Source organism: Streptomyces aurantiaciflavus (assembly GCF_049808595.1).
GTDB lineage: Bacteria > Actinomycetota > Actinomycetes > Streptomycetales > Streptomycetaceae > Streptomyces.
Genome location: NZ_JBNCAQ010000035.1, coordinates 73,844 through 97,067 on the forward strand (window position 1 = coordinate 73,844; position 23,224 = coordinate 97,067).

At 71.7% G+C, this 23,224-nt stretch carries 19 protein-coding genes and 1 pseudogene; 7 read left to right on the forward strand and 13 right to left on the reverse strand.

Annotated elements, in window-relative coordinates:
• Positions 1–92: 92 nt before the first annotated feature.
• The 4 genes from dnaG to ACPT94_RS33260 form a co-directional block, all read right to left on the reverse strand.
• A complete protein-coding gene (gene dnaG, locus ACPT94_RS33245) occupies positions 93–1,997 on the reverse strand; it encodes a DNA primase (RefSeq protein WP_425247526.1) in 1,905 nt (634 codons plus the stop codon).
• A 123-nt stretch (positions 1,998–2,120) separates the two neighbouring features.
• Positions 2,121–3,386 carry an NAD(P)/FAD-dependent oxidoreductase gene (locus ACPT94_RS33250; protein ID WP_425247527.1) on the reverse strand — a complete coding sequence of 422 codons (1,266 nt, stop codon included), beginning with the start codon at positions 3,384–3,386 and terminating at the stop codon, positions 2,121–2,123.
• A 301-nt stretch (positions 3,387–3,687) separates the two neighbouring features.
• Positions 3,688–5,040, reverse strand: coding sequence for a deoxyguanosinetriphosphate triphosphohydrolase (locus ACPT94_RS33255; RefSeq protein WP_425247528.1), 1,353 nt, complete (start codon positions 5,038–5,040; stop codon positions 3,688–3,690).
• Between the two features lie 158 nt (positions 5,041–5,198).
• Positions 5,199–6,014, reverse strand: coding sequence for a sirohydrochlorin chelatase (locus tag ACPT94_RS33260; protein ID WP_360344847.1), 816 nt, complete (start codon positions 6,012–6,014; stop codon positions 5,199–5,201).
• Between the two features lie 197 nt (positions 6,015–6,211).
• Between ACPT94_RS33260 and ACPT94_RS33265 the strand changes: the two genes are divergently transcribed.
• Positions 6,212–6,889: a SanA/YdcF family protein gene (locus ACPT94_RS33265; RefSeq protein WP_360344845.1), complete on the forward strand. Its 678-nt coding sequence runs from the start codon at positions 6,212–6,214 to the stop codon at positions 6,887–6,889.
• A gap of 101 nt (positions 6,890–6,990) precedes the next feature.
• On the opposite strand, the gene ACPT94_RS33270 is transcribed toward ACPT94_RS33265, so the two are convergent.
• Genes ACPT94_RS33270 through ACPT94_RS33280 form a run of 3 tightly spaced genes read right to left on the reverse strand, consistent with a single transcriptional unit; the run spans position 6,991 to position 10,553 of the window.
• Positions 6,991–7,758, reverse strand: a complete 768-nt coding sequence (locus ACPT94_RS33270) for an enoyl-CoA hydratase-related protein (RefSeq protein ID WP_360344843.1) — start codon at positions 7,756–7,758, stop codon at positions 6,991–6,993.
• Positions 7,759–7,776: 18 nt separating this feature from the next.
• On the reverse strand, positions 7,777–9,039 hold the full coding sequence (locus ACPT94_RS33275; protein ID WP_360344841.1) for a ferredoxin reductase domain-containing protein: 1,263 nt from the start codon (positions 9,037–9,039) through the stop codon (positions 7,777–7,779).
• Positions 9,036–10,553, reverse strand: a complete 1,518-nt coding sequence (locus ACPT94_RS33280; protein WP_425247529.1) for an amino acid adenylation domain-containing protein — start codon at positions 10,551–10,553, stop codon at positions 9,036–9,038. Before ACPT94_RS33280 ends, ACPT94_RS33275 begins: the two co-directional genes overlap by 4 nt.
• Before the next feature lie 361 nt (positions 10,554–10,914).
• Between ACPT94_RS33280 and ACPT94_RS33285 the strand changes: the two genes are divergently transcribed.
• A complete protein-coding gene (locus ACPT94_RS33285) occupies positions 10,915–13,317 on the forward strand; it encodes a molybdopterin oxidoreductase family protein (protein WP_425247530.1) in 2,403 nt (800 codons plus the stop codon).
• Here ACPT94_RS33285 and ACPT94_RS33290 read toward each other — a convergent pair.
• Positions 13,314–14,057 carry a TetR/AcrR family transcriptional regulator gene (locus ACPT94_RS33290; protein ID WP_425247531.1) on the reverse strand — a complete coding sequence of 248 codons (744 nt, stop codon included), beginning with the start codon at positions 14,055–14,057 and terminating at the stop codon, positions 13,314–13,316. The two genes, ACPT94_RS33285 and ACPT94_RS33290, sit on opposite strands and share 4 nt — an antisense overlap.
• Positions 14,058–14,215: 158 nt before the next feature.
• Between ACPT94_RS33290 and ACPT94_RS33295 the strand changes: the two genes are divergently transcribed.
• Positions 14,216–15,721: an MFS transporter gene (locus tag ACPT94_RS33295; RefSeq protein WP_425247532.1), complete on the forward strand. Its 1,506-nt coding sequence runs from the start codon at positions 14,216–14,218 to the stop codon at positions 15,719–15,721.
• A 443-nt stretch (positions 15,722–16,164) separates the two neighbouring features.
• Here ACPT94_RS33295 and ACPT94_RS33300 read toward each other — a convergent pair whose 3' ends face one another.
• From ACPT94_RS33300 to ACPT94_RS33310, 3 genes are all read right to left on the reverse strand, one after another.
• Positions 16,165–16,947, reverse strand: a complete 783-nt coding sequence (locus tag ACPT94_RS33300; protein WP_360344831.1) for a hypothetical protein — start codon at positions 16,945–16,947, stop codon at positions 16,165–16,167.
• Positions 16,948–17,263: 316 nt separating this feature from the next.
• Complete coding sequence (locus ACPT94_RS33305; RefSeq protein WP_425247533.1) at positions 17,264–17,449, reverse strand: DUF397 domain-containing protein; 186 nt, start codon at positions 17,447–17,449, stop codon at positions 17,264–17,266.
• Positions 17,450–17,452: 3 nt separating this feature from the next.
• Positions 17,453–18,340, reverse strand: a complete 888-nt coding sequence (locus ACPT94_RS33310) for a helix-turn-helix domain-containing protein (RefSeq protein ID WP_425247534.1) — start codon at positions 18,338–18,340, stop codon at positions 17,453–17,455.
• A gap of 162 nt (positions 18,341–18,502) precedes the next feature.
• On the opposite strand from ACPT94_RS33310, the pseudogene ACPT94_RS33315 reads away from it, so the two are divergent.
• The 3 genes and pseudogenes from ACPT94_RS33315 to ACPT94_RS33325 all read left to right on the forward strand — a co-directional run.
• Positions 18,503–18,874 (forward strand): annotated as a pseudogene (locus ACPT94_RS33315) (ATP-binding protein); the annotation flags it as partial.
• 93 nt (positions 18,875–18,967) lie between these two features.
• Positions 18,968–19,216: a hypothetical protein gene (locus tag ACPT94_RS33320; RefSeq protein WP_425247543.1), complete on the forward strand. Its 249-nt coding sequence runs from the start codon at positions 18,968–18,970 to the stop codon at positions 19,214–19,216.
• A complete protein-coding gene (locus tag ACPT94_RS33325) occupies positions 19,213–19,455 on the forward strand; it encodes a hypothetical protein (RefSeq protein WP_425247535.1) in 243 nt (80 codons plus the stop codon). Before ACPT94_RS33320 ends, ACPT94_RS33325 begins: the two co-directional genes overlap by 4 nt.
• 190 nt (positions 19,456–19,645) lie before the next feature.
• Here ACPT94_RS33325 and ACPT94_RS33330 read toward each other — a convergent pair whose 3' ends face one another.
• A complete protein-coding gene (locus ACPT94_RS33330; RefSeq protein WP_425247536.1) occupies positions 19,646–20,332 on the reverse strand; it encodes a DUF6215 domain-containing protein in 687 nt (228 codons plus the stop codon).
• A 135-nt stretch (positions 20,333–20,467) separates the two neighbouring features.
• Entirely contained in the window at positions 20,468–22,114 is a 1,647-nt protein-coding gene (locus tag ACPT94_RS33335) for a M4 family metallopeptidase (RefSeq protein ID WP_425247537.1), read from the reverse strand.
• 151 nt (positions 22,115–22,265) lie between these two features.
• Between ACPT94_RS33335 and ACPT94_RS33340 the strand changes: the two genes are divergently transcribed.
• On the forward strand, positions 22,266–22,700 hold the full coding sequence (locus ACPT94_RS33340) for a gamma-glutamylcyclotransferase family protein (RefSeq protein ID WP_360344821.1): 435 nt from the start codon (positions 22,266–22,268) through the stop codon (positions 22,698–22,700).
• The last annotated feature ends 524 nt before the right edge of the window (positions 22,701–23,224 follow it).

The following is a 23,224-nucleotide window of genomic DNA, read 5'->3' on the forward strand; positions in this document are numbered from 1 at the left end:
TGGAGTACGACACATGGCCGCCACGAGGGGCGTGCGATGACTTTTTGCGTCCGGCCCGTGACCGCGTGGTGACCGTGCTGGTCACGGCAGCCTCAGAGGGCGGCGGCTCCGTGCTCCCGCAGCGCCTGGTCGTACTGCTGAAGGACCCACAGTTCGTTCTGCACGGCGGCCAGTTGGGCCGGGTCGCCGCCCGCGGCGAGGCGGGCCAGCTGGGACTGGACGTCACGGACCCGGCGTTCGACGGCGCGGCGGCGGACGGTGACCAGCTGGGCGCCGGCGTACACCTCGTCCACCGTCTTGCGCATGATCGCCTCGACCGCCAGCTCCGTCACCATCGCTCGGACGGTGTCGTCGGGGGCGGCCTCGCGGACGCGGACGAGGTAGTCCTGCGGGTCCTGAGTGCCGTACTCGGCGCCGCCCGCGTCCAGGATCGCCTGGCGTACGGCGGCGTAGGGCGCGGCGGTGAACTCGTCGACGCCGTACGCGTCGAAGGCCGGGGAGACCAACTCGGGGCGCTGGAGGGCGAGTTTGAGGAGTTCTCGTTCGGTGGCGTAGACGGGGTTGCGGAGGGTGAGGGCGGGGCCGGCGGTGGTGGGGCGGGGGGCCGCCTCGTACGGCTGGGCGTGGCCGGGGCGGGCCGGGGCGGGGGCCTTGCCGCCGCGTTCGCGGGCCCAACGGGCGAGCTGCGCCACCCGCTTGACGACGAACTGCGTGTCGAGGATGCCGAGCATGCCGGCGAGCTGGACGGCGACCTCGTGCTGGGCGCCGCTGTTCTTGATGCGGGCGACGACGGGAGCGGCCTCGTCCAGGGCGGCGGCGCGCCCTGCCGGGGTGTCCAGGTCGTAGCGGCGCACGATCTGGCGGAGCGCGAACTCGAAGAGCGGGGTGCGGGGTTGGACCAGGTCGGCGACGGCGTCGTCGCCCTTGGTCAGGCGCAGGTCGCAGGGGTCCATGCCGTCGGGCGCGATCGCGATGTAGGTCTCGGCGGCGAACTTCTGGTCGTCCTCGAAGGCGCGCAGGGCCGCCTTCTGGCCGGCGGCGTCGCCGTCGAAGGTGAAGATGACGCGCGCGCTGCCGTTGTCCATCAGCAGCCGGCGGAGGATCTTGATGTGGTCGCCGCCGAAGGCCGTGCCGCAGGTGGCGATGGCGGTGGTGACGCCGGCGAGATGGCAGGCCATGACGTCCGTGTAGCCCTCGACGACGACCGCGCGGGACGTCTTGGCGATCTCCTTCTTCGCGAGGTCGATGCCGTAGAGGACCTGGGACTTGCGGTAGATCGCCGTGTCGGGGGTGTTGAGGTACTTGGGTCCGGTGTCGGCCTCGTAGAGCTTGCGGGCGCCGAAGCCGACGACGTCCCCGCCGATGTCGCGGATGGGCCACATCAGGCGGCCGCGGAAGCGGTCGATGGGGCCGCGGCGGCCCTCCTGGGCGAGGCCGGACAGGAGCAGCTCCTTGTCGGAGAAGCCCTTGCCGCGCAGATAGCGGGTGAGGTGGTCCCAGCCCTGGGGGCTGTAGCCGACGCCGAAGTGGACGGCGGCGGCCTGGTCGAAGCCGCGCTCGGCGAGGAAGATCCGGCCGGTGTCGGCCTCGGGGCTGACGGCGAGCTGTTCCGCGTACCACTCGGCGGCGATCTTGTGGGCCTCGACCAGGCGGATGCGCTCGCCGCGCTGGTGGGAGGGGTTGTAGCCGCCCTCCTCGTAGCGCAGGGTGATGCCGGCCTGGGCGGCCAGGCGCTCGACCGCCTCGGAGAAGGTGAGGTGGTCGACCTTCATCACGAACGTGATGGTGTCGCCACCCTCCTGGCAGCCGAAGCAGTGGAAGAGGCCCTTGCTGGGGCTGACCTGGAAGGACGGCGACTTCTCGTCGTGGAACGGGCACAGGCCCTTGAGGTTGCCGCCGCCCGCGTTGCGCAGCTGGAGGTACTCGGACACCACGGCGTCGATCGGGACGGCGTCCCGTACCGCCTTCACGTCCTCGTCGTTGATCCGTCCAGCCACGAGGAGATTCTACGGGGGCGGACCGACACTCCTGAGTCGAGCCGACCCTCGGCCGGGGGTCCGGCGGTCGCCCCCGGGGGATCGCAGCACGGGGGTGGACCGACATCCCCGGGGGGAGAGGTTCTAGGCGACCAGTCCCGTGAGCGGCACATGAGGATCGGCCAGTGCCTCGGTGTCGACCGGAACGCCCGCGCGGATCAGCTGCTGGATCGGCTCTGTGACGTCCCACACGTTCACGTTCATCCCCGCCAGCACCCTCCCCTCCTTCACCCAGAACGCGATGAACTCCCGCTTGCCCGCGTCGCCGCGGATCACCACCTCGTCGTACGACCCCGGCGGCGCCCACCCGCTGTACTCCATCCCCAGGTCGTACTGGTCGGTGAAGAAGTAGGGCACCCGGTCGTAGGTGACGTCCTGGCCTAGCATCGCGCGGGCGGCGGCGGGCCCGCCGTTCAGGGCGTTGGCCCAGTGTTCGACGCGCAGCGACGTGTCGAACAGCGGGAGCGGGAAGGACGCGACGTCGCCCGCGGCGTGGATGTCCGGGTCGGACGTCCGCAACCGCTCGTCCACCGCGACACCGCCGCCGTGCGCCCGGTCGGCCAGCCGCAGCCCCGCGGCCTCCGCCAGCCCGGTACGGGGGGCCGCCCCGATCGCGGCGAGGACGTCGTGCGCCGGGTGTTCCTCGCCGTCGTCCGTGCGGGCGGCGAGGACCATGCCGTCCTGGCCGACGATCTCGGTGAGCCGGACGCCGAAGTGGAAGCGGACGCCGTGCTCGCGGTGGAGTTCGGCGAAGACGTTGCCGAGCTCGGGCCCGAGGACGCCGTGGAGCGGCGTGGGTTCGGGCTCCACGACGGTGACCTCCGCGCCGTACTCGCGGGCCGCCGCCGCGACCTCCAGGCCGATCCAGCCGGCGCCGGCGATGACGATGTGGCCGTTGTCGCGGCCCAGGGCGGTCAGGACGTTCTTGAGGCGCTCGGCGTGGGCCAGGCGGCGCAGATGGTGGACGCCGGCGAGGTCGGTGCCGGGGATGTCCAGGCGGCGGGGTTCGGCGCCGGTGGCCAGGAGCAGCTTGTCGTAGTGGACGAGCGTGCCGTCGTCGCCGAAGCGGACCGTCTTCGCCGTACGGTCGATGGCGTCGACGGCCTGGCCGAGGTGCAGCTCGATGTCGTTCTGCGCGTACCAGGCGGGCTCGTGCACGAAGACGCTCTCGCGGGTCTCCTTGCCGAGCAGGTAGCCCTTGGAGAGCGGTGGGCGTTCGTAGGGGTGGTCGCGTTCGTCGCCGATCAGTATCACGCGGCCGGTGAAGCCCTCCGCGCGCAGCGTCTCGGCCGCCTTGGCGCCGGCCAGGCCTCCTCCGACGATGACGAATGTCTGATCCGCGTCGACCACGTGATGCCTCCTACGGGGGTCTGGGGGGTGTCCCCCCAGTGAACGCTGCGGGTGCCGCCACATGAGCGTCCCGCACGCAGCGTGAGGGGGGAAGAGGACGTGACCCGATCAGGCCACGCAGCGTCACGTTCGGGCCCGTTTGGGCGCACTGGTCTCTTATCTCAACTCTGGTCCCTTATGTAACTCTGACCTCTCCCGCCCCGACTCCGACCTCTCCCGCCCCGACTCTGACCTCGTGCCCCGACTCTGACCTCGTGCCCCGACTCCGACCTCTCTTGCGACACCGGATCCCCCCGTCACCTCACGTGCGCCCCGTCAGCCGGGCGTGGAGTGAGCGGGCCGAGGCGTCGGTGAGGGAGGCGATCTGGTCGACGACCACCCGTTTGCGGGCCCGGTCGTCGGCGGCCCGGTCGAACAGCGCGCGGAACTGGGGGTCGAGGCCGTCGGGGGCGCGGGCGGTGAGCGCCTCGGCCAGCTCGGTGATGACGACACGCTGGTCTGCGCGGAGCCGTGCCTGCTCGGCGCGCTGCATGACGTACCGGTCGGCGACGGCCTTGAGGACCGCGCACTCCAGGCGTGTCTCGTGGGGTACGACGAGTTCGGCGGCGTACCGGGTGAGGGGACCGGAGCCTCCCCCAGGACCTGAACGGCCTGGGAGGTACCCCCATCGCGCGCGCGTGGCGGTCTCGGCGGCGAGGCAGAAGCGGCCGATGAGCTGGCTCGTGGCGTCCTTCAGCCGGGCCTGGGCCACGGCCGTGCCGTCGTAGCCGTGCGGCCACCACTCCTGGTCCTGGAGACGGTCGAGGGCGGCGGCGAGTTCGGCCGGGTCGGTGCCGGCGGGGACGTACCGGCCGACGGCCACCCGGAAGATCTCCTGGCGTTCCGGCTCGGCGTGCAGGCAGTTGGGGTCGATGTGGCCGGCGTGCAGGCCGTCCTCCACGTCGTGCACGGAGTACGCCACGTCGTCGGACCAGTCCATGACCTGTGCCTCGAAGCAGGTGCGGGTGCCGGGGGCCTCCTCTCGGACCCAGTCGAAGACGGGGCGGTCGTCCTCGTAGACACCGAACTTCCGTGACGTGGGGTCGGTGGGGTGGGCGCCTCGGGGCCAGGGGTACTTGGTGGCGGCGTCGAGGGTGGCGCGGGTGAGGTTGAGGCCCACGCTGACGACTCCGCCGGTCTCCGGGTCCGTGACGAACCGTTTGGGTTCGATGCGGGTGAGGAGGCGGAGGGACTGGGCGTTGCCCTCGAAGCCGCCGCAGTCCTGCGCGAAGGCGTTCAGGGCCTCTTCGCCGTTGTGGCCGAAGGGGGGATGGCCGAGGTCGTGGGCGAGGCAGGCGGCTTCGACGAGGTCGGGGTCGCAGCCGAGGGCCGCGCCGAGTTCGCGGCCGACCTGGGCGCATTCGAGCGAGTGGGTGAGGCGGGTGCGGGGGGTGGCGTCCCAGGCCTGGTCGCTGGCGCCCGGGGTGACCACCTGGGTCTTGCCGGCGAGGCGCCTCAGGGCGGAGGAGTGGAGTATGCGGGCGCGGTCCCTCTGGAAGGCGGTGCGGCCGGGGCGCTTGTCGGGCTCCGGGGCCCAGCGGGCCACTGACGTGGGGTCGTAGGCGGGGGGTGGGATGTGGTTCGCGTGGGGGTGGGGGGTGCGGGTGCCTTCCATGTCTCGACAGTAAAGGCATGGGGTGACAATGCGCCTGTGCGTCTGTCTTGTTCCGTGATTGCGCGGGTGCGGGTCATATGTGGTTTCTCGCGCCCACGCGGCGGAGCCGCATGCCGATACGGCCCCGCGCCCCTTGGGGTGCGGTCCGTCCCCTCGTTCTAGGCCGACGCCAGTTCCGGGGCCGTGGTCGCCGGAGTCGCCGCCGCCTGGTCGTAGCGGTGCAGTACCAGGCGGGCCATCGCCTCGTGCGTGCCCAGTGGGGCCGAGGCGATCCACGGGGCCGCTTGCGCGCACTCCGTCGCGAAGCGGCCGGGGGCTGTGAAACAGGAGGCCACGGCGATGCGGTGGCGGCCTCGGGCGGTCAGGGCGCGGACGGCCGTGGGGACCGTCGGGGTGGCCGTGGTGGCGTAGGCGGGGACGACCGGGACGCCGAGGCGACCGGCGAGGAGCTGGGCCGTGCGGCGGGTGTCGACGGCGGAGTCGGGGTCGCGGGAGCCGGCCGCCGCGAGGACCACCGCGCTCTCGCGGCGCTCGGACTCCGTCATGCCGGTGCGCCAGCCGGCCTCGACCAGGCGGGCGTACAGGGTGTCCACGAGGAGGGGGTGGGGACCGAGCGGGGCCGCCACGCGTGTGCGCACCGACACGGCGTCCGCCATCTCGGGGATGTCGCGCTTGACGTGGTAGCCGCGGCTGAGGAGGAGCGGGACGAGGACGGCCTGCGCGGTGCCGCGGGCTTCCAGGCCGGCGAGCGTGTCGCTGAGTAGGGGCTCGTTGAGCTCGATGTGCCCGAGGTGCACGGGCAGGCCCGGGCGCAGCTCGCGGACGCCGTCGAGGAGTGTGCGGACGGTGCTCAGGGCGCGCGGGTCGCGGCTGCCGTGGGCGACGACGACCAGGGCGGGCGGGCCGGGGCGCCGGCGGCCGTCGAGCTGGACGAGGCCGGGCCGGCCGGCGAGCTGGGTGCTGATCCGGTTCATGAGGTGCGCCGTCCTGTCGAAGCCGTCATGAATCGATCCTGGCGGCGGGACGTTGCACCCCCGTTGCGTGGCCGTCACGAGTATTTTTTCCGGTCGTTCACCGCGAGCGTGGGGGCGGTGTGAGGAGCGGCGCGGAGAACCGGATCTTCCTGACGCGCGTCTTCCCGGGCCGGAGGGGCAGCGAACCGGGGGGACACATGAAGATGCGTCGACCGCGGCTGCCGCGCACCCGTGCGGGGTGGCGGCGGCTGGTGCAGGGCGTGATGGCCGGGTGTGTGCTCGGGCTGTTGCCGGCGACGTGGCTGTTCGTGTCGACGGCGGACCGGCTGGGCACGACGGACGACGCGCCGCGCACCGAGGTCGCCGTCGTCTTCGGCGCCGGTCTGTGGGCCGGCGAGCCGTCGCCGTATCTCGCGCACCGGCTGGACGCGGCGGCCGAGCTGTACAAGGAGGGGCGCGTCGAGGTCGTGCTCGTCACCGGCGACAACAGCCGGGAGGACTACGACGAGCCCGACGCCATGCGGGCCTACCTGACCCGACACGGGGTGCCCGACGCACGCATCGTCAGCGACTACGCGGGCTTCGACACCTGGGACTCCTGTGTGCGCGCCAAGAAGATCTTCGGGGTGGACCGGGCCGTCCTCATCAGCCAGGGCTTCCACATCCGGCGGGCGGTCGCGCTGTGCCAGGCGGCGGGTGTGGAGTCGTACGGCGTCGGGGTGGACGCCGTGCATGACGTGACCTGGTACTACGGCGGCGCCCGGGAGATCTTCGCGGCGGGCAAGGCGGCGCTGGACGCGGTGTTCGAGCCGGATCCGCGGTTCCTGGGGCCCGAGGAACCGGGCATCGCGAGGGCGTTGGCGTCCGGCAGGTAGCCGCCGGCCCGCCTACTGGTGCGGACTCGGCGACGCAGGCTCCCGGGCGGGCGGGGCGGTGGTTGCGGGGTCTTCGCCGGACTCCACCGCCCCGGTCCGGGTCAGCGGCCCGTGAAAGCGGCCTTCCGTTTCTCCAGGAACGCGGTCATGCCCTCCTTCTGGTCCTCGGTCGCGAACAGGGCGTGGAAGATCCGGCGTTCGTAACGGATGCCGTCCCGCAGGCCGGTCTCCAGGGCACGGTCGACGCACTCGCGGGCCGCCCTGACGGCCGTACGGCCGTAGGAGGCGACGGTCTCGGCCGCCGCCAGGGCCTCGGCCAGGACCCGGTCGTCGGGGACGACCCGGGAGACGAGTCCGGCTGCCTCAGCCTCCCGTGCGTCCATCGTGCGGCCCGTGAGAATCAGGTCCATCGCCTTCGCCCTGCCGATCAGGCGGGTCAGGCGCTGGGTGCCGCCGATGCCCGGGATCACGCCGAGCTTGATCTCCGGCTGGCCGAAGACCGCGGACTCCCCCGCGATCACCAGGTCGCACATCATCGCCAGTTCGCAACCGCCGCCCAGCGCGAGGCCGCCCACGGCCGCGATCTTCGGGGTGCGCAGGTCGGCGAAGTCCTCCCAGGCGGAGAAGTAGTCCTCCGCCGCCATCTCCACGGCCGACTTCCCGGCCATCTCCCTGATGTCGGCGCCGGCGGCGAAGGCCCGCTCGGAGCCGGTGACGACCACGCAGCCGACGTCCGGATCCAGGTCCAACGGGGCCAGCACCTCGAGGAGTTCGGCCAGCAGTTCGGAGTTCAGCGCGTTGAGGACCTGCGGGCGGTGCAGGCGGACGGTCACGACCGCGCCCTGGCGGTCCAGCTTCAGGTGGTTCATCGTTCTCCCCTCCGAGGTCTACGAGTCCCAGATGGCGCCGTACGCCGGAATCCCCCGTCGTTCCAGTCCGTGCACCACCTGCCAGGTCAGCTTCTTGTTGGAGATGCAGATCACCGCCTCCGCCCCGAAGTCGCGGTACGCCGCGTACGCGAGGCGCACCATGTCGGGTTTGCCGTGGCGGGAGGTGTCCCAGACGACGGCGTGCGGCTGGACGGCGAGGATCTCGTCGACGAGGGCGTCGCCGTAGGTGGCGCGGGGGTCGCGGGTCGCCCAGACCAGGCGGGAGGGGACCTCGGCGGCGAGCAGATGCGGCAGGCACGGGCCGATGCCGCTGCCGGTCGCCACGTACACCACCTTCTTGAACAGGACCTCGATGTTGGCGACTCCGGCGGTGGTGATGCCCTTCACCCACACCCGGGACGGCAGGTCGTCGATGAAGGAGCCCGTCCAGTCACCGGCCCGCGAGATGGTGAGCCGGAAGCCGGGCTCGCCGGGTGCGGGGACGTTGGCGAAGGAGTGCCACTCCTTGAGGGGGCTGCGGCTGATCGCGGTGGAGGAGCCGGCGAAGGGAGTCTCGCCGTGGTCGAAGCGGGCCAGCACGACGTGCGGGGAGGGGCGTTCGACACGTACGTCGACCTTGCGCAGCCGCATCCAGGGCAGGGCGACGCTGAAGGTGACGACCGCCAGGACGGTCACCGGCACCGGGCCGGGGGCGGACAACAGGGTGTGGGTCCAGAAGAGGGCGAGGGCGCTCCAGCCGCCGAAGCGGTGGATCTTCTCGAAGTGGTCGTGGTGGCGGGTGCGGAACGGTGGGAGGGCGGTGGCGACGATGAGGGCGAGGAGGGCCGTCAGGGTCCATCCCACGCAGGTGGCCGGTGCGTGCGAGCCGTCGGCGGTCGACCTGATCGTCAGTGCCAGGAACCAGCCCGCTCCCGCCAGCGCCCCGCCCACGTGCAGACCGCCGAAGTGGTAGACCTTGCCGAGCGTCCAGCGCAGCCGCAGCGGCCAGTTCGTGGGGGCCGAGGTCGCCAGCCGGAAGAGGAGGTTGATGACGTACTGCTGACGGACGACGACGGCGAGCGCGAGGTTGGCGAGGGCCGTGTGGGCCAGGGTGCGGTCGGCGAGGGGCCAGGCGGCCCACGCGAAGGCCGCGTTGGCGAGGAGCACCAGGGCCGCCAGGCGGTTGTAGTGCATGAGGCGGGGGTGCTTGAGCAGGCGCCGCGCCACGGAGGTGGGCGGGGGGAGTTCCACGGCCGCCGCGCGATCGAGGGAGGTGGTCACCGGGCCACCGCCACGCGCTCGTGGGCCAGTCGCAGCAGCGCCCCCTTGTCGATCTTGCCTCGGTCGGTCTCCGGCATTGATGTCAGGGGCATGACATCCTCGGGCACGCAGTAGTACGGCAGCGCCTCGGCGACCGCCTGCCGGGCCGCGCCGGGGTCGACGTCGGCCGGGCAGACGAAGGAGACCAGGCTGCGGTCGTCCCGCTTGAGGGTGACCGCGCGGGCGCAGCCGGGCAGCCGTTCGAGGACGGCGGAGACGGAGTCGAGTTCGACCCGGAAGCCGCGCACCTTGACCTGGTCGTCGGTGCGGCCGAGGTGCTCCAGGTGTCCGTCGGGGGTCCAGCGGCCGAGGTCGCGGGTGCGGAACATCCGGCGGCCGCCGCCGAGGAACGGGTCGGGGGCGTAGCGTTCGGCGTTCAGCTCGTCGTTGTCGAGATAGCCGGCCGAGACGCAGTCGCCGCCCGCCCACATCTCGCCGACCTCGCCGACGGGCAGCGGGCGGCGGTCGGCGTCGAGGACGTAGACGGTGTTGTTGGGGGTGGGGCGGCCGATGGTGAGGAGCGGGGCGGAGGGGTCGTGGCGGGCCATCGTGTTGACGATGGTCGTCTCCGTCGGACCGCAGCAGTTGTGGAAGGCGGCTCGGCGCGCCCAGGCGTCCGCGAGGGGGCGCGGGCAGGGCTCGCCGGCGACGGCGACCGCGCGCACCCGCGGGCAGTCGGCCGGGACGATGCCGGACAGCACGGTCGGGGTGGCGATGAGCACGGTGGCCGTGTGGGCGGCGGCGGGGATGTCCTTGCCGCGGACGACCAGGGTGGCGCCGTGGGCGAGGCAGCCGAGGATCTCCCAGGCCGCCATGTCGAAGGCGATGTTGAGGAGCTGGGCCACCCGGTCGCCGGGGCGGATGCCGAGGGCGCCGGGTTCGGTGAGGAGGACGTTGGCGACGTTGCGGTGGGTGACCTTCACGCCGTTGGGCCGGCCGGTGGTGCCCGAGGTGAACAGGACGTAGCAGCCGTCGTCGGGCGCGGGGGCCGGGAGCGGTACGGCGGGCTCGTACGGCAGCGGCTCGTCGAGGGCGATCACACGTGGGCCCCTCGGCACCCGGAGCGCGTACTCGGCCTGGGTGAGGACGACGCGGGTGGCGGCGGTGCGGACGACGTGGGTGAGCTGGGCGGGAGGCGCCAGGCCGACGTCCTGGGGGACGTAGGCGGCGCCCGCCTTCAGGATGCCGAGCAGGCCGACCAGCATCGGCAGGGAGCGGCGGACGAAGAGGCCGACATGGTCGCCGGGCCGGACGCCCTCGCGAGCCAGGCGGGCGGCGAGGGCGTCGGCGTAGCGGTTCAGCTCGCCGTAGGTGAGGGTCGCGCCCTGGTGCTCGGCGGCGACGGCGTGCGGGGTGGCCCTGGCGTGCCGTTCGACGGCACGGTGGATCAGCGGGTCCGGGACGGCAACGGTCGGACCGCGGCCGTACCGGTGGAAGAGTCGCCGGTCGTGGGGGGTGAGGTGACGCAGAGGCATGGGTGGGGCACCTCCAGGCTGCTTCGAGAGTCGGGTGACATGTCCGGGGGACAGCGGCATGCCCGGTGTTCGAACGCCGTGCGGGGCCTGGGGCACGTCTGTCGGGGACACGCCCTTGCGCTGAACGACTGTAGTAGCGCTGCTTCAACTCTCAACGAGGCCGGATCGGCCAAGTACGAAGCGGAATGAGCCACATGTGGCGGCTCGCACAACAACGGCAACTCGGGTGGCATGCGGCGACGACTCGGGGGTGGGCCGTGCCGTGCCTCACGCCGGACGGGCGGCGTCGGGGAGGTCACCAGCACACCGCCGTAACAGGACACCGCACGGCGCGTAACACGGCCGAAGCAGGCTGAACGGTATGCGGACCACCTCGACGCCCACCCACTGCCCGTACTGCGCCCTGCAGTGCGGGATGAACCTGTCGCCCACGCCGGAGGGGGGCGTCGAGGTGACCGAGCGCGCCGACTTCCCGGTGAACCGGGGCGCGCTGTGCGGCAAGGGCCGTACGGCGCCGCAGGTGCTGTCGTCCCGGGTGCGGCTGACCTCCCCGCTGGTGCGCTCCGGCGGCACGCTCGTGCCGGCCACCTGGGACGAGGCACTGGACCGGATCGCCGCCGAGCTGACGCGCGTGCGCGCGGAGCACGGGCCGGACGCGCTCGGGGTGTTCGGCGGGGGCGGGCTGACCAACGAGAAGGCGTACACGCTCGGCAAGTTCGCGCGGGTCGTGCTCGGCACCTCGCAGATCGACTACAACGGCCGCTTCTGCATGTCGTCCGCCGCGGCCGGCGGCATCAAGGCGTTCGGGCTCGACCGCGGGCTGCCGTTTCCGCTGGAGGACATCCCGAAGTCGGGGTGCGTGATCCTCGTCGGGTCCAATCCCGCGGAGACGATGCCGCCCTCGCTCCGCTTCTTCACCGAGCTGCGCGAGAACGGCGGCACCCTGATCGTCGTCGACCCGCGCCGCACGAAGACCGCCGAGCAGGCCGACCTGCACCTGATGCCCCGGCCCGGGACGGATCTCGCGCTGGCGCTCGGGCTGCTGCACCTGGTCGTCGCCGAGGGGCGGGTCGACGAGGAGTACGTCCGGGAGCGGACCGTCGGCTGGGAGGACGCCCGGGCGGCGGCGATGGCCCACTGGCCGGAGTACGTGGAGCGGATCACGGGGGTGTCCGTTCCTCAGCTCCGGGAGACGGTACGGCTGTTCTGCGAGCCCGAGTCCGCGATGGTGCTCACCGCGCGCGGGCCCGAGCAGCAGTCCAAGGGCACCGACACCGTGGGCGCCTGGATCAACCTGTGCCTGGCGACGGGCCGGGCCGGGCGGCCGCTGAGCGGCTACGGCTGTCTGACCGGGCAGGGCAACGGGCAGGGCGGACGCGAGCACGGCCAGAAGGCCGACCAGCTGCCCGGCTACCGCAAGCTGGACGACCCGGCGGCGCGGCGGCACGTGGCCGAGGTGTGGGGCGTGGACCCCGACTCGCTGCCCGGGCCGGGACGCAGCGCGTACGAGCTGCTGGACGCGCTGGGGACCGACATCAGGTCCCTGCTGCTGATGGCGTCGAATCCGGTGGTGTCCGCGCCGCGCGCGGCGCATATCGAGGAGCGGCTGAAGTCCCTCGAGTTCCTCGCCGTCTGTGACGTCGTGCTGTCCGAGACGGCCGCGCTCGCGGACGTCGTCCTGCCCGTCACCCAGTGGGCGGAGGAGACCGGGACCACGACCAACCTGGAGGGGCGGGTGCTGCTGCGGCGGCGGGCGATCACCCCGCCCGAGGGCGTGCGCAGCGACCTGGAGGTCATGCACGAGCTGGCCGCCCGGCTGGGCGTGGAGAAGGGCTTCCCGACCGACCCCGAGGAGGTCTTCGAGGAGCTGCGCCGCGCCAGCGCGGGCGGGCCCGCCGACTACTCCGGGATCACCTACCGTCGGCTGGCCGAGGAGAACGGGGTGTTCTGGCCCTGCCCGGCGACCGACGACACGGCGGCTGTTGGCGCCACGGGCACTGATGCGACGGCCACCACTCAGGCCACGGGCGCCGCGGAGGCCGCGGAGCCGGCGGCCGCTACGGCTGCCGCGGGCGCCGCGGAGGCCACGGGCGCCATGGCGGGCATCACAGGGGCCACGCCGACCACAGGCGCCAGGGGCGCCGCGCATGCCACTGCCGCAGGTGCCGCAGGTGCCACTGCCACAGGTCCCGCAGCAGCCACGGATGCCACAGCCGCCACGGACGACTGTGAGGACGCCTCGCTGGACGCGGGCGCTGACGATCCCGCGCGGGACGACGACCCGCGTGTGCCGGCCGTGCATCCCGGCACGCCCCGCCTCTTCCTCGACCGGTTCGCCACCCCCGACGGCCGGGCCCGCTTCGTCCCCGTCGCGCACCGGCCCGCCGCCGAGGAACCCGACGACGAGTACCCCGTGCTGCTCACCACCGGCCGGGTCGTCGCCCAGTACCAGTCCGGCGCCCAGACCCGCCGCGTGGACGAGCTCAACGCCGCCGCGCCCGGTCCGTTCGTCGAACTGCACCCCCGCCTCGCGGCCCGGCTCGGAGCGGCGGAGGGCGACCCGGTGGCCGTCGTGTCGCGGCGGGGCCGGGCGGTGGCCCCGGCCCGGATCACCACCGGCATCCGCCCCGACACCGTCTTCATGCCCTTCCACTGGCCGGGCGAGGGCCGCGCCAACACCCTGACCAACCCGGCCCTGGACCCGACCTCCCGCATGCCCGAGTTCAAGGTGTGCGCGGTGCGGGTGGAGAACGCCTCGTCCTAGGACGTCTCGCGCGGCAGGCGCAGGGACAGGCCGTCCAGGACGACCTCCAGGCCGTAGGTGAACTTGGCCTCGCGCAGGGCTGCCGGGTCCGTGGTGGCGGCGGGTTCCGTCTCGGCGTAGGAGGCGGCCAGGTGGTCGTGGCCGGCGGCGGCCTCCTGGGCGGCGGGCAGGAGGCGGGCGATGAAGTCGGCCTCGGTCTCGCCGGAGCGGGCGACCGTGATGAGCCAGGCGGCCTCGGTGGTGCTCATGCCGATGACGTACGACAGGACCGTGTCGAGCGCGCCGGCCGGCTCGGGGAAGCCGACCGCGGTGAACAGGGCCGCCAGGCGCTCGGAGTACGACATCAGGTTGGGGCCCAGGTAGGCGAGCCCCGCCTGGCCGAGCACCGATGACAGCCAGGGGTGGCGCAGGGCGGTCGCCCGGAAGGAGCTCGCGGCCTCGGTGACGGCGGCGCGCCAGTCGGGTGCGTCCGCGTCCGGTACGTGGATCTCGGCGGCGACCTCGTCCACGGCGAGCTCCATCAGCTCGTCCTTGGTGGCGACGTGCCGGTAGAGGGAGGTCGCGCCGGCGTTCAGGCGGGCGCCGAGCTTGCGCATGCTCAGGGCCTCGACGCCGTCGGCGTCCAGCATCGCGACCGCCTCCCGCACGATCGCGTTCCTGCTCAGCGCGGGCTGGTCGGGCTCGCGCCGTTCGCGGGCCCAGACGGACGGGATGGGGTTCGGCTTCGCCTTGGTGGCCATGGCGGCGGCTCCTCGGGGTCGGGGACAGGACGACGGCGTACATCGTTCGCATCCAGCGTACAGAGTTCAAGGGTTGCGCACACTGTTCCGCTCTGCGTACAGTGTTCGCAACGAAGGAACGGTGTTCGCAGGCCGCTCAGGGAGCGAAGGGAAGCCCCATGGAAACCCGCAATCCACGTCGCTGGTGGATCCTCGTCGTGCTCTGCCTCAGCACGCTGGTGCTGGTCGTCGACAGCATGGCGCTGACCGTCGCGGTGCCCTCGATGACCGAGGACCTCGGCGCGAGCGCCCAGGACACGCAGTGGATCCTGGACTCCTACATCCTGGTCTTCGCGGGTCTCCTGCTCACCTCCGGCAGCCTGGGCGACCGCTTCGGCCGGCGGAAGGTGATGGTGATCGGGCTCCTGCTCTTCGGAGCGGCCTCGATGGCGGCGACCTTCTGCGCCGATCCCGGTGAAGTGATCGCCGTGCGCGTCGCGATGGGTGTCGGCGGGGCGCTGATCATGCCGTCCACGCTCTCGATCCTCATCACCGTCTTCGACGAGGAGGAGCGCGGCAAGGCGATGGCGGCCTGGGGCTCGGTGTCGATGCTCGGTCTGGTCGGCAGCCCGGTGCTCGGCGGTGTCCTGATCGACCACTTCTCCTGGCAGTCGATCTTTCTGATCAACGTCCCGATCGTCGCGCTGGCCCTGCTCGCCGGTGTCCTGCTGATGCCGGAGTCGAAGGCCCCGTACCAGAAGCCGGACCCGCTGGGCGCGGTGCTGTCCGCGGCCGGTATGACCGCCCTGGTCTGGTGGATCATCGAGATTCCGCAGCACGGCGCGTTCGGCGGACGCTCCGCGATCAGCCTCACCGTGGCCGTCGTCGCCCTCGTCGGCTTCGTGGTCTGGGAGAACGTCACCAAGTCCCCGATGGTCCCGCTGGTCCTGTTCAAGCAGCGCAACTTCAGCGGCGGTTCGCTCTCCCTCGCCCTGGTCCAGATCGGCAACGGCGGCCTGCTGCTGGTCCTCACCCAGTACCTGCAGTTCGTCCTCGGCTACTCCCCCGTCAAGGCGGGCCTGGCCTTCCTTCCCCTGGCGATCACCGCGCTCATCGGCAACGGCAGCGGCGTCAAGCTCGCCGCGAAGATCGGCAACCGCTTCGTGATCCTCACCGGCATGCTGGTGATGGTGGCCTCCTTCGCCCTGCTGACGACGGTCACGGCGGACAGCGGCTTCACGGTCCCGGCCGTGGCGCTGGGTCTGCTCGGCCTCGGCGCGGGCCTCGCCATGCCGGCGGCCGTCGCGGCCCTGATGGGGACCATCCCCGAGGACAAGGCGGGCGTCGGCTCGGCCCTGAACGACACCATCCAGCAGGCCGGCACCGCCCTCGGCATCGCGATCCTCGGCTCCCTGCTGACCAGCGGCTTCGCCGCCGAGATGCCCGCCGACGCCCCCGAGGCCGCCCGCCAGTCCCTCGCCGGCGCCCTGGCGGTGGCCGGCGAGGACACCGCCCTGGTCCGGACGGCCCGCGAGGCCTTCACCACCTCCATGGCGACGACCTTCACGGTCAGCGCGATCGGCGTCCTCGTGGCGGCGGTGCTGGCGACGCTGGTGATGCGGGACAAGAAGCCGGCACGGCAGGAGGACGAGTCCCCGGTGGAGGAGCGGGAGCTGGCCGCCTGACGCTCCCCCTTCGCTCCCGGGCCGGTGCCTTCCCAAGGCACCGGCCTTCCGGCCGTGGGGAGTTCGCCGGCAGCGCCCCGTACGCCTGCCGTGACGGCGCGTTGGACTCCACAGACGCAAGCGCGACAGGTTGCGACAACAGGGCCTCCTGGCACTGCTCGGTTGGGATCGCAAAACCGAGCTACCAAGAGGCCCTGCCGCTATGCCCCGACCACCGGGAGATCACCCCAACAGGAACCCTTTTCGACTGATCAAGCCTGCCGAACAGTAAGCGGAAGGCGTCTGAGACAGGCCGTATGCCATTCGACGGATGAGATGCGGCCCCCGTTGGGGCAGTGTCAAAGCAGTCCGCCGGTGTCCGAGACAAGAGGGTGACACAGCAATTGAGGCCCTGAATCGGGCCGTTGCGCCGGTCGGGCCCAACAACGGCAGCGAGCCGGGGGTCATCCCTTGAGCTTCTCCGAGTCTATGACCTCGCTGGCTGGCGGAGGCGTGACGGTCACCGGCTCATTGAATGCCGAGAACTCGAGCGAGCCAGGCTGTTTGCCGCCCTCGTTGGTCATCCTCAGCGCGTAGGGCTCCTCCTCAGCGGATACGAGGAGCGTCATCGTCTCGGCGCCGTCCTTCCTCGTGAGCGTCACGGCGTGCGTGCCGTTGACCTCGGCTTCCGCACCTCTGGTGATAGGGATTTCGTCCGTGTCCTTCTCGAACAGCATGGTGACGTCACAGAAGGGGAACTCGTCCGCCTTCGCATCCCCCGCCGGCAGCTTGAACCAGCGTCCCTTGAGCAACTCGGTGAGGGCATTCGTCTCCTCGGACGACGAGCCCTCTTCGCTGCCTGTCTGCTGCCAGAACTTCTCGTCGCCCTTCATGTACATCGCGCCACCGACCTTCCGGATATCGGCGGACGCGCCCCCGCTGGTGAAGGTCCCCTGGCAGCTGCCCTTCGCGGCGACAGTGAAGTCGACGGTCATCTCCTCGCCGTCGCTGGACACGCCGCCCTTGACCTTGAACGACTTCAGCTTCGTCATGGCCAGCCGGGACTCTTCGGCGATTTGGGCCGGGGTCAGGCCCTCTAACGGCTTCGCGGGCGACGGCGTGGCAGAGGTAGGGGCAGGGGTGCCCGCCTCCTTGGCGTCGGCCTTCTTGTCACCTCCGCACGCCGTGAGCGTCACTACTGCCGTCGCGCACAGGGCCGCCGCAGCCAGAAGGGTACGATTGGTCACCTTTACATCTCCTTTAGCATTCCGGTTCGCTGATCCGACCCATCAGTTACACAAAGGGATGCAGCGACCAGTGCGTGATCCGGCTCACTCTGACGCGACGCACTCCACAGCGTGGCCCGCTCGCGGGTACGCGTGCCGCGGTCAGCGGGTCAGGGCCGGACATGGCCGTCCTCGTACGAGGACGGCCGCGACGCTGGCCGGGTACGGCTAGCAAACCGTCGGCGACGTTCCCCAACTCACGCTGCAACGCCTGCTCGAGACCCGCACCGGCCGCACCCTCCACGAGCGCGCCCAGGGCCGCGGGTGACAGGCCAGGTCACAGCACTCCCTCGCGAATGGCCACCCGGAAGGAATCCCATGCTGTCGCTCTGAGGCAGAGGAAAGGGCCGGCGGGGTTCTTGGAGTCGCGGATGGCGACGGTGGTGGGGACGTTAGTGGCTATCTCTACGCACTCGGCCACGTCGTCGCTGTAGCTGGACTTGCGGTACTCAAAATCAGGCATGACTCACAACTCCTTGCGCAGCTTGTCGAGGAACGCCACCGATTCCCCCTCGTCCAGGGAATGTTCTGCGATCCTCTCGAACAACGCACCGTAGGCAGCTGCGCCCTCTCCTCCCTCCACCCATCGCTGCACGAAGGGAGCCTCCACATAAACGACGTCCATGGCTCCCGGAGCGGCGAACGAGATGATGTTGAACGAACCGTTGAGGCCCGCGTGAGTACCGGCAGCGAACGGAAAGACTCGCAGGCTGACGTTGGGCAGGTCGGCCACCCGCCGCAACTCTTCGAGTTGGACTCCGGCCGTCGCCGCACCGCCGGGGAAGTTGCGAAGCACCGCTTCATAGATCAACACCCGCAGCGACAGCGGCGGAGTCTCGAACAGACGGCGCCGACGAGCGAGCCGAGCCTCGATGAACTCGTCATCCGGCAGCGCGCTCTTCGTCACCACAGCCGCCGGGGCCTCCCTCAACGCCCTTACGTACTCTGGCGTCTGGAGTAGACCTGGAACGAACGCGGGCTGCCACGCTCTGATGACTGTCGCCGCGCTCTCCAGTGCGACGTACTCCTGCATCACGCCTTGGATGCTGTAGTCGTCCCACCACCCCTTCGCCTTACGACGTTCACGGTCGACTCCGGCCAGTTCCAAGAGCCCGCCGACTGTCCCAGGGTCACGGACTCCGTACAGCTCGCACAATGCGCGGATGTCCGGGTCGCGCATGGGGACCCAGCCGCGCTCCATCTTGGTGACCTTCGTGATGGACGAGGTCAGGGCCTTGGCCGCATGGCTCTGCGTCAGTCCGGCCGCAGTGCGCAACTTGACGAGTTCACCGCCCAGTCGACGCCCCAACACCGAGGATGTGCTGTTGCCCAGCATCGGTTGACTTGCGGTCACGTTGCGCTCCTCCTGGCGTCAGTGCGCTGCCAGTCTCGCGTGACCCGGATCCACCCCGCAAACCTCGTTCGGATTAATTGTTCCGGGGTTAACTTGCCCGCATCGCGAGCCATCTCCTACCGTCAGTGACGCACCGATCACAGACCAGTGGAGGTGCGCGGCATGACCGCCCCCGAAGAGCCCCTGCGTCACGACCGCCTCGACTACACCCCGCTCCCCAGGAGCGTGACCCTGGCCCGTCGAAGAGCCCACCGTCTCCTCACCGAGTGGGGTCACCCCGAACTCGCAGCTGACACCGCCCTGTTGGTGTCCGAGTTGGGTGGCAACGCCGTACTCCACGGATGCCTCCGCGACCGGCTCTTCCGAGTCGAGCTCACCCTCACCGAGCGCGCCCTGCGGATCTCCGTGTCCGACCCGAAGGGTGAGTTACGGCCGAGCCTTCGTGAGGCGACCTCGGACGACATGTTCGGGCGCGGGCTGCTGATCGTCGGGCAGGTCGCCGACCGCTGGGGCATCCGCCAACTGCCCGTCGGCAAGGCCGTCTGGTGTGAGCTGGACGTCGTACGCCGGGCGGCCCCGGCCCACTACCGTGACGGCAGCGAACCACCCCGACCGAGGAGGACGACCATGGCCGAACCATTGAAGACCTTCGTCGACGGCGTCGAGGTCGAGGTTCCCAACAGCATCCCCGCCATCCGCGCCGCCCTCCCGGAGAGGAGGCGTGAGGATTTCGACCGGGCCATCAGCGAGGCCGGGGTGCATGAGATCCACGGCGTCATGCGGCACTGGATGCTGGAAGCCGTCCCCGACTCCGAGGCCGAAGCCCTGCTGACGCGTCTCGCCGCCGAGGAGGCCGAGAGGCGGGGCGTCGCTTGAACTACCGCATCACCTATGCACCGCCGGCCGACGTCACCCTGGCGAAGATGCGGAACGCCGAGGCGTTCCGGGACGCCATGGTGCGAACGATCGGCCGTGATCCCTACGGGCACGGGTCAGCCGCGGTCAGAGGCGAACGGGACCGCCGGGAGGCCACCGTCCTCGGCGCCATCGTGCTCTACTACGTCTCCGGCTCCGTGCTGACCGTGACGGTGGTCAGGCTCGTACCAGGGCTGTGAACATGTGCGAGGAGCCCTTCGAGGAGCCCTTCCGGTGACGGTCGCCTGACCGGTTCCGCTCCTGCTTCCGCTCTCGCTCCCGAGAAGGGGGGGGGCCCGCGGGGGGGCGGGGGGCGGGGGGGGGGGGGCCCCCCGGCCCCCCCCCCCCCCCCCCCCCGCGCCGGGGCGGCCGTTTCGCAGGTTCCCGGCGTCAGCCGGCGGCCGTCCAGCCGGGGATCGTGGGCAGCACCTTCTCGGCGACGCGGAGCAGCGCCGCGTCGTCGGGCGGGAAGGCGTCCTCGCGCCAGATCGCGAGCTCGTAGGAGCCGCCGCTGTCCTTCGCGTCCGGGGCCACCAGCAGGCTGCGGGCGATGCCACCGGGGCCGGTCTCGGACTCGCCGCCGCCGAGGTTGAAGCGGATGGCGATCGTCTGGCTGGAGTAGAGGACCGCGGGTCGGCCCAGGACCGTCTTCGCCGCCGCGCTGTTCAGCAGGTCCTCCGTCCCCGCGACCCGGAGGTCGTCGTAGGAGCGCGAGAGCTGCACGGTGTAGGTGTCGAACTTGACGGTCGCCTCGGGGGTGGCCGTCTCGGTTCCGGACGCCGTCTTGACCGAGCTGTCGCTGCCGTAAGCCGTCCTCGCCTGCTCCCTGGGGGTGCCGAGGAGCGTCGGCAGGTCCGTGCGGTTCAGGGCCGTGCACAGCTGCGCTCCGGAGATCCGCTTCGACGGCTCGGCGTCCTCGTCGGCCGAGCAGACCGCCGGCGCGTTCGGGTCCGCTCCCCCGGCGAATTCGTCCTGCGCCCACAGCCCGCCCCCGAGCGCCCCGATCAGCGCCAACGCCGCGACGGCCTGCGCCCACGCGTTCGGGCTCTTCTCCGCCGCGGCGACTTCCTCGGTCATTTTCCCCGTTACCCCCGGTTTCCCCTGGTCACCCTGGTCCCCCAGCACACGCGGGACGCGCGCGCCGGGGGAGCCTAACGGGTGATCGGTTCACGGGGAAGCAGGTTTACCCACCCGTAAGTTCCGTACGGGCGGTCAGTTCACGTTCACCGCGCTCCACGCGGCGGCCACCGCGTCGTACTCGGTGCTGCCGGCGCCGTAGAGGTCGCGGGCGGCGTTCAGCGTCGCCGTCCGGGCTCCCGCGTAGTTCGTCGAGGACGTCATGTAGACCGTCAGGGCCCGGTACCAGATCCTGCCGAGCTTGTCCCGGCCGATGCCGGTCACCGTGGAGCCGTTGAAGGTCGGCGAGTCGTAGGTGACGCCGTTGACGGTCCTCGTGCCGCTGCCCTCCGCGAGGAGGTACGCGAAGTGGTTGGCGACGCCCGAGGAGTAGTGGACGTCGAGGTTGCCGACCGTGCTGCTCCAGTAGTCCGCGGAGTTGCCGTCCTTGGAGGGCTTGTCCATGTAGCGCAGGGCGTCCCGGCCGAAGCCGGAGCGGACGATCTTTTCGCCGATGAGGTAGTCGCCGGCGTCGGTGGCGTTGTTCGCGTGGAACTCCACCAGCGTGCCGAAGATGTCGGAGGTGGCCTCGTTCAGGCCGCCGGACTCCCCCGAGTAGGTCAGCGCGGCCGTCTTCGAGGTGACGCCGTGGGTCATCTCGTGGCCGGCGACGTCCAGGGAGACCAGCGGGCCGAGCTGGGTGCCGTCACCGTCGCCGTAGGTCATGCAGAAGCAACTGTCGTCCCAGAAGGCGTTGTTGTACCGGGTGCCGTAGTGGACGCGGTTGTAGGAGCCCTTGCCGTCGCCCGCGATGCCGTTGCGGCCGTGGACGTTCTTGTAGTAGTCCCAGGTCACGTCCGTGCCGTACTGGGCGTCCACGGCGGCGGTGGCGCGGTCGGCGGTCGTGCCGGTGCCCCAGTGGTTGTCGGCGTCGGTGAAGACGGTCGAGGGGGCGCGGCTGACGCAGATGCCGAGGAAGCACAGGTCGGTCTTGTTGGCCGCGTCGCCGGTGTACGTGTTGCCCCGGGTGGCGTCTTTCAGCTGGTACGCCGAGCCCGAGAGGGTCGTCTCCAGCGGGACCGTGCCGCCGTAGAGGGACCTGCCGTCGCCCGTCGCCGTCTCCAGGGTGTCCCAGGCGTCGATCTGGGCGCCGGTGCGGGCGTCGGTCAGGACGGCGCGGGCGACCGGGTTGCCGAGGGAGTCGAGGGCCGCGACGTTCGTCTGCCAGGCCAGCCTGGGTGCGCCGTGCAGGGCGTCGACGACCAGGCGGGGCTTGGCGGTGAGCTTCTTCAGCGTCTCGCCGAGGTGCGTGGCGCGCAGGGCGTTCGCGGCGACGTCGGCGGCCTTGGGGGCGGAGAGGGCGGGGGTGGTCGTGGGGAGCGATATCTCGGTCCTCGTCGCGCGGTTCGCGCCGCGGTAGGCGCCGTCGGGGGCGAGGTGGACCACGAAGTCGCCGCCCAGGACGGGCAGTCGGTGGTAGGTGCGGTCGTAGCGGACGTGCTGGGTGCCGTCCTCGTCGACGATGACGTCCCGGGCGGTGGTGCCCTGGGCTGCGGTCAGCCCCAGGCTCACGGCGTGCTCGGCCAGGACCGCGGCCGCGTTGTCCAGCGCGGTGGCCCGGCTCGGACGGTCCGCCGCCTCGGCGGCGGGGGTGAGTACGGCGGCCAGCACGGTGGCCGTGGTGGCGGCGATGCCGGCGGTGGCGAGACGGGAACCTCGGACGTGCGGCCGTATCCGGCTCATCGGTCTCCTCGGGAAGGCGCCGTGGGGGCGCGTGCGGGGGGCGCGTGGGGGCGCTGACCTGGTCCTGAGATTTAAGAGGGCATGACATGTCATGTCCATAGCCCCGCGTGCGGAAGGAGTGCGGGTGCGGTGAGGGGAGAGAATCGTTTCCGTGAGCGCCCCGGAACTCCCCTTCTTCGTCTACGGCACCCTGCGCCCCGGCGAGGTCAACCACGACCTCTTCCTGCGCGGCCGCACCCTCACCGAGGAACCCGCCCGGCTGCGGGACGCGGTGCTCTACGACGGCCCCGGCTATCCGTACGTCGTCGAGGAGCCCGGCGGAGTCGTGGCCGGGGAACTCGTCACCGCGCTCCCGGAGACGTACGGGCACCTGCTCGCCGAGCTGGACCAGCTGGAGGAGTACCGGCCGGGCGACCCGCGCAACCTGTACGAGCGGGTGGCACGTGAGGTGGTCCGGGCCGGCGACGAACCGCCGGTGCGGGCGTGGGTGTACCTCGCCGCGCCGGGGGTGGCGGCGGGACTGCGGGCACGGGGGAAGCTGATCGAGGGCGGGGACTGGCGGGGGCGCAGCGGGAGCGTGCGGTGAGGGGGCGGCTGCCCGGGTGACGTCGGCGCCTGCGGGTTCGAGGGGCTGGTCGCTCCCCCACTCTCGACTTCGCTCGAGCGGGAGGGACCCCCAACGCGGCGAAGCCGCACAGGGGGCCAGCCCCGCGCCCTGAAAGACCCGAGGCCGGCCGTCCCGGGGGCGGGGAGCCGTACGGCGCGGACGGCCGCCCGCGGGAGCGGGGCAGCCGAGCGGCAGAAGCGGGATCCCCGCACGGCGAGAGCGGGGCCACCCGCGCAAGCGGCGTCACCCGCGCAAGCGGCGTCACCCGCGCAAGCGGGGTCACCCGCGCAAGCGAGGCACGTCCACGAAAGCGGGGCCACCGCGCAAGCGGGACCACCCCCGGCAGCCGGGGCCACCCCCGGAAGCGGGGTCACCCGCACGGCGAGAGCGGCGTCACCCGTGCAAGCCGGGCCACCCGCGGAAGCGGGGCACGCCCGTGCGTGAGGGCGGTCACCCGTTCACACCCCCTGACGGCCCTTTTCCGCAGGGCATCCGGCGCACGA